This is a genomic window from Vibrio crassostreae (genome assembly GCF_024347415.1).
GTDB classification, from domain to species: Bacteria; Pseudomonadota; Gammaproteobacteria; order Enterobacterales; family Vibrionaceae; genus Vibrio; species Vibrio crassostreae.
On record NZ_AP025476.1, the window covers coordinates 2,884,219 to 2,899,045 of the forward strand.

Here is a 14,827-nt window from a genome sequence, read left to right on the forward strand (position 1 = left end):
ATGTCTGAACCACTAATTTCTATCCGCAACTTATGCGTGGATTACATCACAGAGTCTGGCGATGTTCGTGCGTGTAACAACGTAAGCTTCGACATCGCTCCAGGTGAAGTATTCGGCCTAGCTGGTGAATCTGGCTGTGGTAAATCAACGGTCGCTTTCTCTCTGATGCGTCTTCATAAGCCGCCCGCTTACATCAGTGGTGGTGAGGTTATCTTCAACGGTGAGAACATCCTTGAATACAGTGATGACCGTATGCAAGCGTTCCGTTGGAGCGAAATGTCGATGGTATTCCAGAGTGCGATGAACGCACTCAACCCAGTACTACCGATGGAAGAGCAGTTTTGTGACGTAATTATGCGTCACACCAACATGACTCGTGAGCAAGCTAAACAACGTGCTGAAGGTCTACTTGAAATTGTAGATATTCACCCGAGCCGATTGAGTGACTACCCTCACCAATTCTCTGGCGGCATGCGTCAGCGCTTGGTTATTGCTATCGCGTTAGCACTGAATCCAAAGCTAATCATTATGGATGAACCGACAACCGCACTTGATGTGGTTGTGCAACGCGAAATCCTACAAAAGATCTATGCACTGAAAGAAGAGTTTGGCTTCTCTATTCTGTTCATCACCCATGACTTGTCATTGATGGTCGAGTTCTCTGACCGCATCGGCATCATGTACTCAGGTGAGCTAATCGAGGTGGCTAACTCTCAAGATATCCTAGAAAACCCTTACCACCCTTACACCAAAGGGCTGGGAAGTTCTTTCCCTCCACTGACAGGGCCAAAGACAAAGTTAGCAGGTATTCCAGGTAACCCTCTGAACCTATTAGAGATTCCTGAAGGATGTCGTTTCCAAGCTCGTTGTGACCGTGTACATGAAACCTGTACCAAGGTACCAACCAAGCTGCGTTCTATCGAGCCGGGACATTTGTCTAACTGCCACCTGTACGGCGACCCAATAGTACAAAGGAAGCTATAGCTTGCACGCTTTTCGGCGTGAATAACTAAACAGGCGGCTCGACCGCCTAAAAACAAGCAAAGCGAACAAGGATTCTGGAGACAATTATGAGCAAAGATTTCGGTCAATTATTGGTAGAAGGTAAGAATGTCGTAAAAGACTTCCCAATAAGCAGTACCACCATTCAAACCCCAATGATGCGTGCGATTAACGACGTGTCATTCAAGATGTACAAAAGCCGTGGCTTAGCGGTCGTTGGTGAATCTGGTTCAGGTAAATCAACAACAGCAAAAATGATCGCAAAGATGTACGCGCCTTCAGGCGGCACCATTGAATACAAAGGCCGCGATATCCAAGAGATCTCAAGCAGAAAAGATCTTATGCACTACCGTGAGGGTGTGCAGATGGTATGGCAAGACCCGTTTGGTTCACTCAACCCAACACACAATATCTTCCACCACATTGCTCGACCACTGCTGATCCACAAGAAGGTAACTCCGGGCAATAAGAGAGAACTAGAAGAACGCGTTTACGATCTTTTAGAGCAAGTGGGCCTGATCCCACCAAAAGAGACAGCGAAGAAGTACCCTCACCAGCTGTCTGGCGGCCAACGTCAACGTGTCAACCTAGCACGTAACATCGCGGTTGGTGCTGAGGTTGTTCTAGCGGATGAGCCAACTTCAATGCTGGACGTTTCAATTCGTGCTGGTGTTTTGAACCTGATGGAAGAGATGAAGTTTGAGAAGCAAATGTCTCTGCTTTACATCACTCACGACATCGCTACGGCTCGTTATATTGCTGAGGATCTTTCAGTGATGTACGTAGGCCATATGGTGGAATGGGGCGATACCGATGACGTTATTGCTAACCCTCAACACCCTTACACTCAACTATTGGTTTCTGCGGTTCCAGATCCTAAGAAATCGATTCACGAACAATTGGCAGGTAACAAAGGTGAGATTCCACTTTGGACTCCAGTATCCGCAGGTTGCCCTTTTGCAGGTCGTTGTACTCACGCAATGGACAAGTGTAAAGAGCAACTGCCAGGTGTGACTCAATTAGCGGATAACCACTTTGTTCGTTGTTACCTACACGAAAGCTAAACATTAAGACTGAGTTAGGGTCTGCGGACCCTAACTATTCATATCCAAACCAATTCAGGTACCTAGCCAAAAGAAACTAGGACCTTTGGAGAACATTGATGCTGTTATTGACCAACCATATTGGCTACGAATCTTCGGCTCCCAAGCAGGCGATCTTACAAACTAAAAAGGCTCGTTTATCGAGTACGACTGCACTTTTGGTGTGTGCCGACAACCATATTACTGTGGGCAACTTTGATGTTGTAAAACAAGGCCGCGTAGCAAACTGGCATCAAGGACAATTCTTCACAATCGATTTCAGTTCATTTACCGAATCCGGTCGCTACTACCTGCGCTTTGATAACCTACGCTCAGAAGTTTTCGAGATTGGCAGCAACCTATTAATGAACCACACATTTTCTGATGTGCTTCATTACTTTAAGTCTCAACGTTGTGGCGGCACTTTTGACAAGAAAGATCGACAAGCACAAATTCTCGGCACCGACAGATACGTCGATGTTCATGGTGGTTGGTACGATGCATCTGGTGATGTGAGCAAGTACTTTAGCCACTTGTCTTACGGCAACTACCTCAACCCACAACAGATTCCTATGGTTGTTTGGAACATGCTCAAAAGCGTGCGCTTAACCAGCGATAATCCAGACTTCCCTAAATTCTCCATGACTCGCCTAACAGAAGAAGCGCTATTCGGTGCTGATTTCTTGGTTCGTATGCAAGACGCGGCTGGATACTTCTACATGACAGTATTCGACAAGTGGAGCAAAGACATCAACCAACGCGACATCTGCGCGTACGCCACTCAAGAAGGCCATAAATCAACAGACTTACAAGCAGGCTATCGACAAGGTGCAGGTGTTGCTATTGCAGCATTAGCCGCAGCTTCTGAGCTCGAGGTTTCAGGTAGCTACTCTAGCCAAACCTATCTTGATACCGCAACCAAAGGTTACTGGCATCTCAAAGAGTACAACCTGCAATACCTAAACGATGGTGAAGAGAACATCATTGATGAGTATTGCGCCCTACTCGCAGCCAATGAGCTGTACCGAGTCACACAAGACGAACAATACCTCTCAGAAGCAAGAACTTGGGCGACTCGTTTAACCTCTCGCCAACAGTCAGATGACTCATTTGAGTACTTCTGGTCAGCTAATACTGATGGCTCTCGCCCATACTTTCATGCAGCTGAATCTGGCCTTCCAGTAATTGCTCTATGTGAGTACATCAACAATGAAACTGATACAGAGCTGAGAGAACAAGCTCGCACAGTTGTTGAACAAGCATGTCAGTTCGAAATCAACATCACCGATAAAGTCACCAACCCATTTGGCTACCCACGACAGTACGTTAAAAATGTTGATGGTGATAAGCGCGATGCTTTCTTCGTCGCTCAGAAGAACGAAACTGGCTACTGGTGGCAAGGCGAGAACGCACGTCTTGGTTCAATCGCAACCATGGCGTACTTAGTTCAGCCACACATTCAAGACAGCGAACTGCAAAAGCGTTTAATCCAACTTTCACAGAACAGCCTAGATTGGATTTTAGGTCTCAATCCATACCACATGTGCATGCTTGATGGTCATGGTCATAACAACCCTGACTACCTACCCCAGCTTGGTTTTTTCAATGCCAAAGGCGGTATCTGTAACGGCATCACCGCTGGCTTTGAAGATGATCAAGACATTGCGTTCAATCCACCAGCGCAAAAAGATGACATGCTCCAAAACTGGCGCTGGGGCGAGCAATGGATCCCTCACGGCGCTTGGTTCCTATTGGCAACCGCTGCGCAATTCAATTTCCTAGCACAGCGTAAGGAGCAATAATCATGACTCTTTACTACGTAGGTATTGATGGTGGCGGCACATCTTGTCGTGCTCGTATTCGCGATGACCAAGGCACACTCATTGGTGAAGCGAAAAGCGGCAGTGCCAACATCCTTTTGGGTGTTGATGTTGCGATGAGCTCAATTGTTGATGCGATTACTCAAGCGGCGCAACAAGGGCAACTCGACTCCAATCATTTTTCCAATATGCATGTCGGCCTTGCACTGGCTGGCGCTGAGCAAAAGTCGGCATGGTTCGACTTCATGGCTCAACCACACCCTTTCGCAAGTATGACGCTCAACACTGACGCTTATGGTGCTTGTATTGGCGCTCACAATGGTCAAAACGGCGCGATCATGATTGGTGGAACTGGCTCATGCGGCATCTACCTACAAGATGGTGATCAGCACGTCGTTGGCGGTCGTGAATTCCCAATTTCCGACCAAGGTGGTGGCGCGGTTATGGGCCTTCGCTTGATTCAACAGGTTTTGCTTGCGGAAGATGGTATTCGCAACAAGACACCGCTGACTCAACACGTGATGAACCACTTTGGTAATGATGTTGATGCCATCGTCGAATGGTCCAAAGGCGCTATTCCAAAAGACTACGGTCAATTCTCGCCAGTGATTTTTCAACTCGCTAATGAAGGCGATGAGCTAGCTATCGAGATGCTCAAGCAAACCGCAGCGGATATCGAAATGTTTGTGCTAGCACTTCATCGCCAAGGTGCGGACAAGGTATGCCTGATGGGCAGTATCGCTGAACGCATTCTCAACTGGCTATCACCACCAGTACAACAATGGATCGTTGAACCTCAATTTGACGCTATTGAAGGCGCATTGATGTTTGCCGGAAAACCACAACACAACTTGTATCAACAGGCTTAGCAGGGAAGTTATATGAACTATCGCATCGACTTAGCTGTTCTTTCTGAACAAAAAAATAACTGCCGATTCGGCCTTACGGTACATAACTTAAGTGATCTTGACGTAACAGATTGGTCACTGCATTTTGCGTTTGACCGATTCATCCTTCAAGAGAGTTTATCGCAGGGCGAGCTAACTCAAGTTGGCAGCTTTTGTTCGTTCAAACCAAGTTCGTCAGTGTTAAAAGCGAACAATCATTATTACCTTGAATTCAGCATTCAAAGCGCCCCATTCCGTTTCTATTCTGACGGTCTAAACGATGCCTTTATCCAAACGCATCACCAAGGTGAAACCTCAGTACTGCCTGTTGCTATATCACCCATTGTTCTGGCGTCACCATACCGTGAACGCAATCAGATACCTGAAGTGAATGCTGCTGAGGTTGCATTGATTCCTCAGCCAAACCAGATCGAATTCAAGCAAGGTAGCTTCGCCCTAAACAGCGAATGTAAGATTGAGGTTCAATCTCACCTTGCAGATAAAGCCGTCTCTTGGCTGCAACATGAATTACTTTCTACCTTTGAACTGTCGATTTCGAATCAGCTTCCAACAAAAGAAAGCGACAATATTCTATTCCGCAGTAACCCGACTTTAGACGAAGCCGAATACAAACTCCGCATTACTGAACAGCAGATAATTGTTGAATCAGGCAGCCAATCTGGTTTTACACACGCAGTGGCAAGTCTGATTCAATTGGTTCAACAACAGGATGCCGAAAGTTTCTCTGTGCCATGTTGCAAAATCGCTGACCAACCACGCTTCAAATACCGTGGCATGATGTTGGACTGCGCTCGTCACTTCCATTCAGTGAAACAAGTGAAGCGCTTAATCAACCAATTGGCGCACTACAAGTTCAACGTTTTTCATTGGCACCTAACTGATGATGAAGGTTGGAGAATCGAGATAAAGAGCCTACCTCAACTCACTGAAATCGGTGCTTGGCGTGGTCCTGACCATGCACTGGAAGCGCAATATACCCATATTGCGGAAAACTACGGCGGCTTCTACACGCAGCAACAGGTTCGCGAAGTTATTGAATACGCAGAGCAGCGTAGCATCACTGTTATCCCTGAGATCGATATCCCAGGACACTGTCGCGCCGCGATCAAATCACTGCCTGATATGTTGGTAGAGCAAGCTGACACTACTCAATACAAGAGTATCCAGCACTACAACGACAACGTGCTAAACCCAGGCTTGCCGGGTACTTACCAGTTCCTAGATGCGGTTATTGAAGAAGTCGCAGAGCTATTCCCTAGCGAATTGATTCACATGGGCGCTGACGAAGTACCACCGGGCGTGTGGACTAACAGCCCTGCTGCTCAAGCGCTGATGAAAGAGCACCAGTACCAAGACAGCAAAGACTTGCAAGGTCACCTTTTCCGCTATGCCGAGAACAAACTTAAGCAACTCGGCAAGCGCATGGTCGGCTGGGAAGAAGCACAGCACGGCGACAAGGTGAGCAAAGAGACCATCATCTACTCGTGGCTCAGCGAAGAGGCCGCGGTGAACTGCGCTCGCCAAGGCTTTGATGTGGTTCTGCAACCTGCACAATTTACCTATCTCGACATGACCCAAGATTATGCACCGGAAGAGCCGGGCGTAGATTGGGCTGCCGTTATCCCATTAGAACAAGCTTATACCTACGAAGCGCTTGCTGAGATATCCGACACCGACCCAATTCGTAAGCGGATCCGCGGAATTCAGTGTGCTCTATGGTGTGAGATAGTCACCAACCAAAAGCGTATGGATTACATGGTATTCCCAAGAATTAGCGCTTTAGCTGAAGGATGTTGGACACATAAAAACAACCGAAACTGGCTAGATTACCTGTCTCGCCTAAAGGGTCACTTGCCGCTGCTCGACAGACTCAATGTTGATTACCGCAACCCTTGGAAAACTGAATAAAACAAAACCACAGCACACTCATACCGAGTGATAGCTGACTCAAATTAAGGTGCTCAGTCTAATAAAACTCAGCATCACTATTTAAAAAATTAGCTGCATAGATGCAGTTTGTTAAAAAGGAAATGACAATGAAATACGGCTATTTCGATAACGACAATCGCGAATACGTCATCACTCGCCCTGATGTACCAGCACCTTGGACCAACTACCTAGGTACTGAAAAGTTTTGTACCGTAATTTCGCACAATGCAGGCGGTTACTCGTTCTACAATTCTCCGGAATACAACCGTGTTACTAAATTCCGTCCAAACGGCACTTTTGACCGTCCTGGACACTATGTTTACCTGCGTGATGATGAGACAGGTGACTACTGGTCTATCTCTTGGCAGCCTGTGGCAAAGAGTCTAGATGAAGCGAATTACGAAGTTCGTCACGGCCTGTCATACTCGAAGTTCAAATGTGAATACAGCGGTATTACAGCGACCAAAACGCTATTCGTACCGAAAGGCGAAGATGCAGAAGTTTGGGACGTAGTCCTAAAGAACAACACAGATAAGCCACGTACTATCAGCACATTCTCATTTGTTGAGTTCTCGTTCAGCCACATCCAATCGGACAACCAGAACCACCAGATGTCTTTGTACTCTGCTGGCACGTCTTACCAAGAAGGTGTGTTGGAATACGACCTGTACTACAACACTAACGACTTTGAAGGCTTCTACTACCTAGCGTCAACCTTCTCACCAGACAGCTACGACGGACAACGTGACAACTTCCTTGGCATGTACCGTGACGAAGCAAACCCAATAGCAGTTGAAAATGGTAAATGTTCTAACAGCGCTCAAACCTGTTACAACCACTGTGGCTCTCTACACAAGCAATTTACGATTCAACCGGGTGAAGAAGTTCGCTTTGCTTACGTACTAGGTATCGGCAAAGGCAACGGTGAGCGCCTACGTGAGAAGTACCAAGACACAGCAAACGTAGATGCGGCTTTCCAAGGCATCAAAGATCACTGGGACGAGCGTTGCAACAAGTTCCAAGTTAAGTCTCCAAACGAAGGCTTAGACACCATGATCAACACTTGGACACTGTACCAAGCAGAAACCTGTGTAGTTTGGTCACGCTTTGCATCATTCATTGAAGTTGGGGGTCGTACTGGTCTTGGCTACCGCGATACTGCGCAAGATGCGATTTCAGTACCTCATGCCAACCCAAAAATGACCAAGAAACGTATTATCGACCTGCTTCGTGGCCAAGTAAAAGCGGGCTACGGTCTACACCTATTCGATCCAGACTGGTTCGATCCAGAGAAAGCAGACGTTGAGCCTTCAAAATCACCAACGGTTGTTCCAACACCGTCAGATGACGACAAGATCCACGGTATTGAAGATACTTGTTCTGATGATCACTTGTGGATCGTTCCGACCATCATCAAATACGTGATGGAAACCGGTGAACATGACTTCTTTGATGAAGTAATTCCATACGCAGACGGCGGTGAAGCGACTGTCTACGAACACATGAAAGCGGCACTGAACTTCTCTGCTGAATACGTGGGTCAAACTGGTATTTGTAAAGGTCTACGTGCTGACTGGAATGACTGTTTGAACCTAGGTGGCGGTGAATCTTCAATGGTGTCATTCCTACACTTCTGGGCTCTGCAAGAATTCTTAGACTTAGCTAAGTTCCGTAATAACAACGCTGATGTTGCGAAATACACAGAAATGGCAGCGAACGTACGCGAAGCGTGTGAAACTCACCTTTGGGATGACGAGGGTGGTTGGTACATCCGTGGCCTGACTAAAAATGGCGACAAGATCGGTACTGCACAACAAGCTGAAGGCCGTGTACACCTTGAGTCAAACACGCTCGCAGTTCTGTCTGGTGCCGTTTCTCAAGAGCGCGGTGAGAAAGCGATGGACGCAGTGGATGAGAACCTATTCTCTGAATACGGCTTGCACCTAAACTCTCCATCGTTCGCGACACCAAATGATGATATCGGCTTCGTCACTCGCGTTTACCAAGGCGTAAAAGAGAATGGCGCAATATTCTCTCACCCGAATCCATGGGCTTGGGTAGCAGAAGCAAAACTTGGCCGTGGTGACCGTGCGATGAAGTTCTACGACGCACTTAACCCGTATAACCAAAACGACATGATTGAAACACGTTACGCAGAACCATACTCGTACGTGCAGTTCATCATGGGTAAAGACCACCAAGACCACGGCCGCGCAAACCACCCTTGGTTAACGGGTACCTCTGGTTGGGCTTACTTTGCGGTAACTAACTTCATTCTTGGTGTTCGTACCGGCTTTGAAGGCTTAACGGTTGATCCTTGTATCCCAACAGATTGGCCAGAGTTTGAAGTGACTCGTCAATGGCGTGGTGCGACATACAACATCACTGTACAGAACCCGAATGCAGTAAGCAAAGGCGTTGCTTCTATCACTATCAATGGTGAGTCAGTTGAAGGTGCAATCCCAGTACAAGCAGAAGGCAGCGTGAACGATGTTGTCGTTGTTCTAGGCTAGCCACTCAATTTAACGAACAGCTCTTGTCTCAAGTCTTTACAGGCTTGAGACAATGAGACTAAAAGGATTTTCTAATGATTAAATTTGGTACAGGTGGCTGGCGCGCTTTCATTGGTGAAGAGTTCACTAGAGAAAACGTACGTTTGGTAGCGCAAGCGCTCGCTAACATCATCAACAACGAAGATGCTGCAAAGAACGGATTTGTGATCGGCTATGACCGTCGCTTCCTTTCAGATAAAGCGGCATGCTGGTTTGCAGAAGTACTTGCAGCGAACAACATCAAAGTAAGCTTCATTGATAAATTCGTTCCGACACCTATCGTGATGTTCCAAGCAAAAGAGATGGGCTGCACCTACTCGGCATGTATTACCGCATCTCACAACCCTGCGGATTACAACGGTATCAAGGTGTTCATTGAAGGTGGTCGTGATGCTGACGAGATCATCACAGAGAAGATCGAACAGCAAATCGCAACACTAACCAACGAAGACGTTATCCGAGTTGATTTCGAACAAGCGTTGAATGACAAAGAAATCGAGATCATCAACCCGATGAACGACTTTGTTGATTCAATCATCAACTTTATCGATATCGAGTCGATCAAGAAAGCGAATCTGCGCGTACTGATTGACCCTATGTTTGGTGTAGCAAAGAACGCTCTGCAAACTGTTCTTATCAATGGTCGTTGTGATGTCGACGTGATCAACGATGGCAAAAACCCAGATTTTGGTGGATTAATGCCATCACCAAATGCCGCAACGCTGTATCGCTTAAAGCACTTAGTAGCCGCTGAAGGTTATGACATTGGTATTGGTACTGATGGTGATGCTGACCGTTTGGGTATCATCGATGAGAAGGGTCACTTCATCCACCCTAACGAAGTGCTATTGCTGCTTTACTACTATTTATTGGAATACAAAGGCTGGAAAGGTTCTGTCGTACGCAACATCGCAACCACACACCTACTCGACAAAGTGGCGGCGGATCACGGCGAGAAGAGCTTTGAGGTTCCGGTAGGCTTTAAACATATTAGCTCGCAAATGGAAGCCGATGACTCACTGATTGGTGGCGAAAGCTCAGGTGGTTTAACCATTCGTGGTCACATCAAAGGTAAAGATGGCGTATTCGCATCAAGCCTATTGGTTGAGATGATCAGTGTGACAGGTAAGAAATTGTCTGAACTGCTTGATGAAATCTACTCTAAGTATGGCTACGCCTACACCGCTGAAGGCGATTGTAAGTTTAAGCCTTCGGAGAAAGAGGCACTCTACACTAAGATCTACGTAGAGAAACAACTGCCTGAATTTGAGTACGAAATTGAAAAAGTCAGCTATGAAGATGGTGCTAAGGTGTACTTCAAGAATGGCGGCTGGGTGATTGCTCGCTTCTCAGGAACAGAGCCGTTACTACGAATCTTCGCAGAAATGGAAGACAAAGACACTGCAGAACGTGTTCTTCAAAAAATGAAAGACTTCCTCTCTCTATAGGCTTATAGAGTGCAGCAGTTTTGGATGGGACTTAACAAATCACTGCCTTGTTAAAGCCTATAGATGAAGAACTCTTGCCCAGTACTTTGATTAAAGTGCTGGGCTTTTTTATGGCGAACTTCTATTGCTTAGCCGAGTAGGATTTACTGAGTTTAGCTAGCGACTAAACTGAGTCAGAACGCAAGCACGCCTTTGGTGTCTACTTTCACCGTTACTGGCATACCGACTTCAAGCGCTTCAGAAGAGGTCGATAATAACTTCTGACCATTGGCTTCAATCACATAGCGACAGTGATCGCCCATAAATTGCTGCTCCAATACAGACAGATTACTGTCGACATCATGGCTTGCCACAATATGTTGAGGTCTTAACAACAACGCGCAATCCGCACCCACTTCAATCTCTGTTTGTGCTTTCGCTTCAATCAGACCTAGGCTGGTTTCAAACTCATTGTCTGAAATACGCTGTGCCTTTAAGTAGCTACCGCCACCCAAGAAATCAGCAACGAACTTACTCGAAGGGTGGAAATACAACTCAGATGCCGAACCATACTGTTCAATCACACCATGGTTCATTACAGCCATCTTATCTGCGAAAGCAAATGCCTCTTCGCGACTGTGAGTCACAAAAATAGCGGTCACACCCTGCTTCTTAAAGATCTTACGAATTTGAGAAATCAGCTCATGACGAACCTGAGTGTCAATGTTCGAGAATGGTTCATCTAACAGCAGTAAGTCAGGCTTGTATGCCAAAGATCGGGCAATCGCAACACGCTGCTGTTGACCACCAGAAAGTTGATGCGGGTATCGGTCACCATACTCATCTAAGTGAACCAACTCTAACATCTCTTGAACTTTCTCTTTCTTTTGCTGCTCTGAGAGTTCTTTTAGTCCAAAGCCAACATTCTGGTTGACCGTCAGGTGCGGGAACAGAGCGTAGTCTTGGAAAATCATACCGATATTTCGTTGCTCCGGTGGCAACCAATTATCGCCATCATCGATGGTTTGGCAGTTTAAACTCATTACGCCACTACTCAATGGAAGCAGGCCAGCAATCGCCTTAAGTAAGGTGGTTTTCCCGCAACCACTTGCACCAAGAAGACAAACAATTTCACCATGCTCAACTTCTAACGAGAGCGCTTCCAAGATGGTTTGCGACTCATACTTACAAGTCAGATCTTTAATTGATAATGCACAACTCATTAGTGTTTCTGCTCCAAAGAACGGTTTACGATGATCAGAGGAATTAAACCTACTAACACCAGTAATACAGCAGGCATCGCCGCCAATTCGAGGTGCTCATCTGAGGCATAGTTATAAACATAGGTCGCTAATGTTTCGAAGTTGAAAGGACGCAGCAGCAATGCCGCATTTAGCTCTTTCATTGATTCGATAAACACCAGTAAACCGGCGATCAGCGCGCCGCGTTTAATCAAAGGTAAATGAACACGACGTAACATCTGGTTGGTATTGCAACCCATGGTTTTAGAAGCCATATCCAATGAAGGAGATACTTTACTCAAGCTACTTTCAATACTGCCAATCGCCACTGCAGAAAAACGCACCACCATTGCAAAGATCAGCGCAAACATGGAACCAGAGAAAATCAGCCCCGGGCGTCCCCACTCCATCACTTTGGCAATATCATTGACTAAGTGATCCATAAACAGCACAGGCACCATCACACCAATCGCCAACACAGTGCCTGGAACAGCATAGCCCATCGAAGCAATACGCATGTAAGCCTGATTTTTCTTACTCGGGCTGACACGTTGATTAAAGTTCACAATCATCGCAATGATAACGCCAATAATCGCCGCGACTACTGACACATAAAGACTGTTAACAGCATACTCTCTGAATTCAGGCGTCCAACTTTGTGCAAAGTATTTGTAGGCATAGATCATCAACTGACCCAGAGGGAATAAGAATGCAACGCACACTAATCCCCAGCACCAAAACAGTGCCAACCACTTCTTCCAACCGGATAGGTCGTAACGAAAGTCTTCACGGCTGCTGAATTGATTCTGGAACAATTTCTGTTTACGACGACTGTAGCGCTCTGAACTCAACAGCAGGATCACGATAACCAGCATAATTGCCGATATTTTCGCAGCAGCCGTTAAACTTGAATAACCTAACCAGGTATCGTAAACCGCTGTCGTTAAAGTGTTGACTGCAAAGTAACTCACGGTACCAAAATCACCGATAGTTTCCATCGCAACAAGCGATAGACCTACCGCCATTGATGGGCGAACAAGTGGCAACGAGATACGACGAAAGCTTTCCCAAGGTGAGCATTTTAGCAACCGAGCGGATTGCAGTAAGGAGACGTTTTGCTCCATAAATGCGGCGCGGCACAGCAAGTAAACATAAGGATAGAGAACGAGAGACAGAACAATAATAGCACCAGATAAGGTTCTAATATCCGGGAACCAATACTCACCGGGTCCCCACCCAGTAAGATCTCGCAGTAGAACTTGAACAGGCCCAGCAAAGTCGAACCAATCGGTGAATATATACCCAACAATATAGCCTGGCATTGCTAATGGCAGTACTAGCGCCCATTGCAAAACCCGCTCTCCCGGAACACGGCACATTGCCATAATCCAAGCAGACGGAATACCAAAAACCAAAGACAGGAATAAGGTTCCCATGACTAAAACCACCGTATTGTAAGCATAGGTGGGCATTACTGTGGACATCAGATGAGAAAATAGCTCATCTGTTTCTCCAACAGCCGTCGTAAAAATCGCTAAGATCGGTAAAACCAGTAATACAGCAATAATGCCGCTACTGGTGTTCCATAAATAATTCTTTTCTTTCATCGCCTAACTACAAAGAGGCTTAATGAAACACAAATGAATTTGCAAATACATCTCATGTCCTTTTAATGGTGGGGTTATTTATACCCATATACTGTAATGACTTCAAGGTGAGATGCTAATAACTCAAGGGATCAACGGCGAGCTTTGTATCAAAAAGTGATTTTCCAAAACAAACAACCCCAAGTGACCGAAAATGGCGACTTGAGGTTGTCATTTTACTGGGGCCGAAGCCTACAGTAATAAATTAAAGATCGAACTTAACTTCGTCTAATAGTTTAATTGCTGCTGCGTGGTGGTCAGCAATTTGGTCTAGAGAAATTGTATCTGCTTTGAATTCACCCCATGAAGCAACAAGCTCAGAAGGTTTAACATCAGCTTTCACTGGGTATTCATAGTTCACTTCTGCATACATGCTTTGTGCTGTGTTACCCGATAGGAATTCCATTAGCTTAACGGCATTCTCTTCGTTTGGAGAGTATTTAGCCATTGCCATACCAGAGATATTCACGTGAGTACCCGTTGTCTCTTGGTTAGGGAAGTTAATGTAAACAGCGTCAGCCCAAGCTTTTTGCTCTTTATCGTTAACCATCTTGCCTAGGTAGTAGCTGTTACCAAGAGCAACATCACATAGGCCTTCTTTAATCGCTTTAACTTGTGCGCGATCGTTACCTTGAGGCTTGCGTGCTAGGTTAGCTTTTACGCCTTCTAGCCACTCTTTCGTTTCAGCTTCACCTTTGTGAGCGATCATTGAAGATACTAGAGAAACATTGTATGGGTGCTTACCGCTACGCGTACAGATCTTGCCTTTAAATTCAGGCTTAGTTAGATCTTCGTAAGTAAACTCCTCACCTAGACGACCAACACGGTCACGAGAAGAGTAAACGCTACGTGTACGTGTTGTTAGAGCGAACCACTCATTGTTTGTATCTTGGTATTGAGCAGGAATATTCTTTTCAAGAACTTCGCTTTCAACAGACTGAACTAAACCTTGTTTAGTTAGCTCAGATAGACGACTGATGTCTACAGTTAACACTACGTCTGCAGGGCTGTATTCGCCTTCTTGAGCTAACTTTTCTGCTAAACCTTTTTTAGCAAACTTAACGTTTACTTTAATGCCAGTCTCTTTTGTGAATTCCTTGAACATTGGTTCAACTAGGAAAGGTTGACGGTAAGAGTATACGTTCACTTCTTCCGCAGCCATTGCAGCAGGGGCAATGACACTACACGCTAGAGCTGAAAGTGTTAGCAGTTTTTTCATG

At 46.0% G+C, this 14,827-nt stretch carries 10 protein-coding genes; 7 read left to right on the forward strand and 3 right to left on the reverse strand.

All coding sequences use genetic code 11. The features are described from left to right. The 7 genes from OC193_RS12790 to OC193_RS12820 all read left to right on the forward strand — a co-directional run bounded on the left by OC193_RS12790 (position 1) and on the right by OC193_RS12820 (position 10,741). Entirely contained in the window at positions 1–984 is a 984-nt protein-coding gene (locus OC193_RS12790; RefSeq protein ID WP_048664524.1) for an ABC transporter ATP-binding protein, read from the forward strand. Between the two features lie 86 nt (positions 985–1,070). After that, on the forward strand, positions 1,071–2,066 hold the full coding sequence (locus tag OC193_RS12795; RefSeq protein WP_017063264.1) for an ABC transporter ATP-binding protein: 996 nt from the start codon (positions 1,071–1,073) through the stop codon (positions 2,064–2,066). Between the two features lie 98 nt (positions 2,067–2,164). Continuing rightward, positions 2,165–3,886 carry a glycoside hydrolase family 9 protein gene (locus tag OC193_RS12800; RefSeq protein WP_048664523.1) on the forward strand — a complete coding sequence of 574 codons (1,722 nt, stop codon included), beginning with the start codon at positions 2,165–2,167 and terminating at the stop codon, positions 3,884–3,886. Positions 3,887–3,888: 2 nt separating this feature from the next. Then, complete coding sequence (locus tag OC193_RS12805; protein WP_048664522.1) at positions 3,889–4,773, forward strand: N-acetylglucosamine kinase; 885 nt, start codon at positions 3,889–3,891, stop codon at positions 4,771–4,773. Positions 4,774–4,785: 12 nt separating this feature from the next. Then, positions 4,786–6,720 (forward strand): beta-N-acetylhexosaminidase, encoded by a 1,935-nt coding sequence (locus tag OC193_RS12810; protein WP_048664521.1) that lies wholly within the window; start codon positions 4,786–4,788, stop codon positions 6,718–6,720. Between the two features lie 128 nt (positions 6,721–6,848). After that, positions 6,849–9,254 carry a GH36-type glycosyl hydrolase domain-containing protein gene (locus OC193_RS12815; protein ID WP_048664520.1) on the forward strand — a complete coding sequence of 802 codons (2,406 nt, stop codon included), beginning with the start codon at positions 6,849–6,851 and terminating at the stop codon, positions 9,252–9,254. 74 nt (positions 9,255–9,328) lie between these two features. Beyond that, a complete protein-coding gene (locus tag OC193_RS12820) occupies positions 9,329–10,741 on the forward strand; it encodes a phosphoglucomutase/phosphomannomutase family protein (RefSeq protein WP_048664519.1) in 1,413 nt (470 codons plus the stop codon). A 173-nt stretch (positions 10,742–10,914) separates the two neighbouring features. On the opposite strand, the gene OC193_RS12825 is transcribed toward OC193_RS12820, so the two are convergent. The 3 genes from OC193_RS12825 to OC193_RS12835 all read right to left on the reverse strand — a co-directional run bounded on the left by OC193_RS12825 (position 10,915) and on the right by OC193_RS12835 (position 14,826). Further along, positions 10,915–11,943, reverse strand: a complete 1,029-nt coding sequence (locus OC193_RS12825) for an ABC transporter ATP-binding protein (protein ID WP_048664518.1) — start codon at positions 11,941–11,943, stop codon at positions 10,915–10,917. Then, positions 11,943–13,568 (reverse strand): ABC transporter permease, encoded by a 1,626-nt coding sequence (locus OC193_RS12830; protein WP_048658179.1) that lies wholly within the window; start codon positions 13,566–13,568, stop codon positions 11,943–11,945. The genes OC193_RS12825 and OC193_RS12830 overlap by 1 nt, the downstream gene beginning before the upstream one ends. A gap of 244 nt (positions 13,569–13,812) precedes the next feature. Next, positions 13,813–14,826, reverse strand: a complete 1,014-nt coding sequence (locus OC193_RS12835; protein WP_048658180.1) for a Fe(3+) ABC transporter substrate-binding protein — start codon at positions 14,824–14,826, stop codon at positions 13,813–13,815. Position 14,827 lies beyond the last annotated feature (1 nt).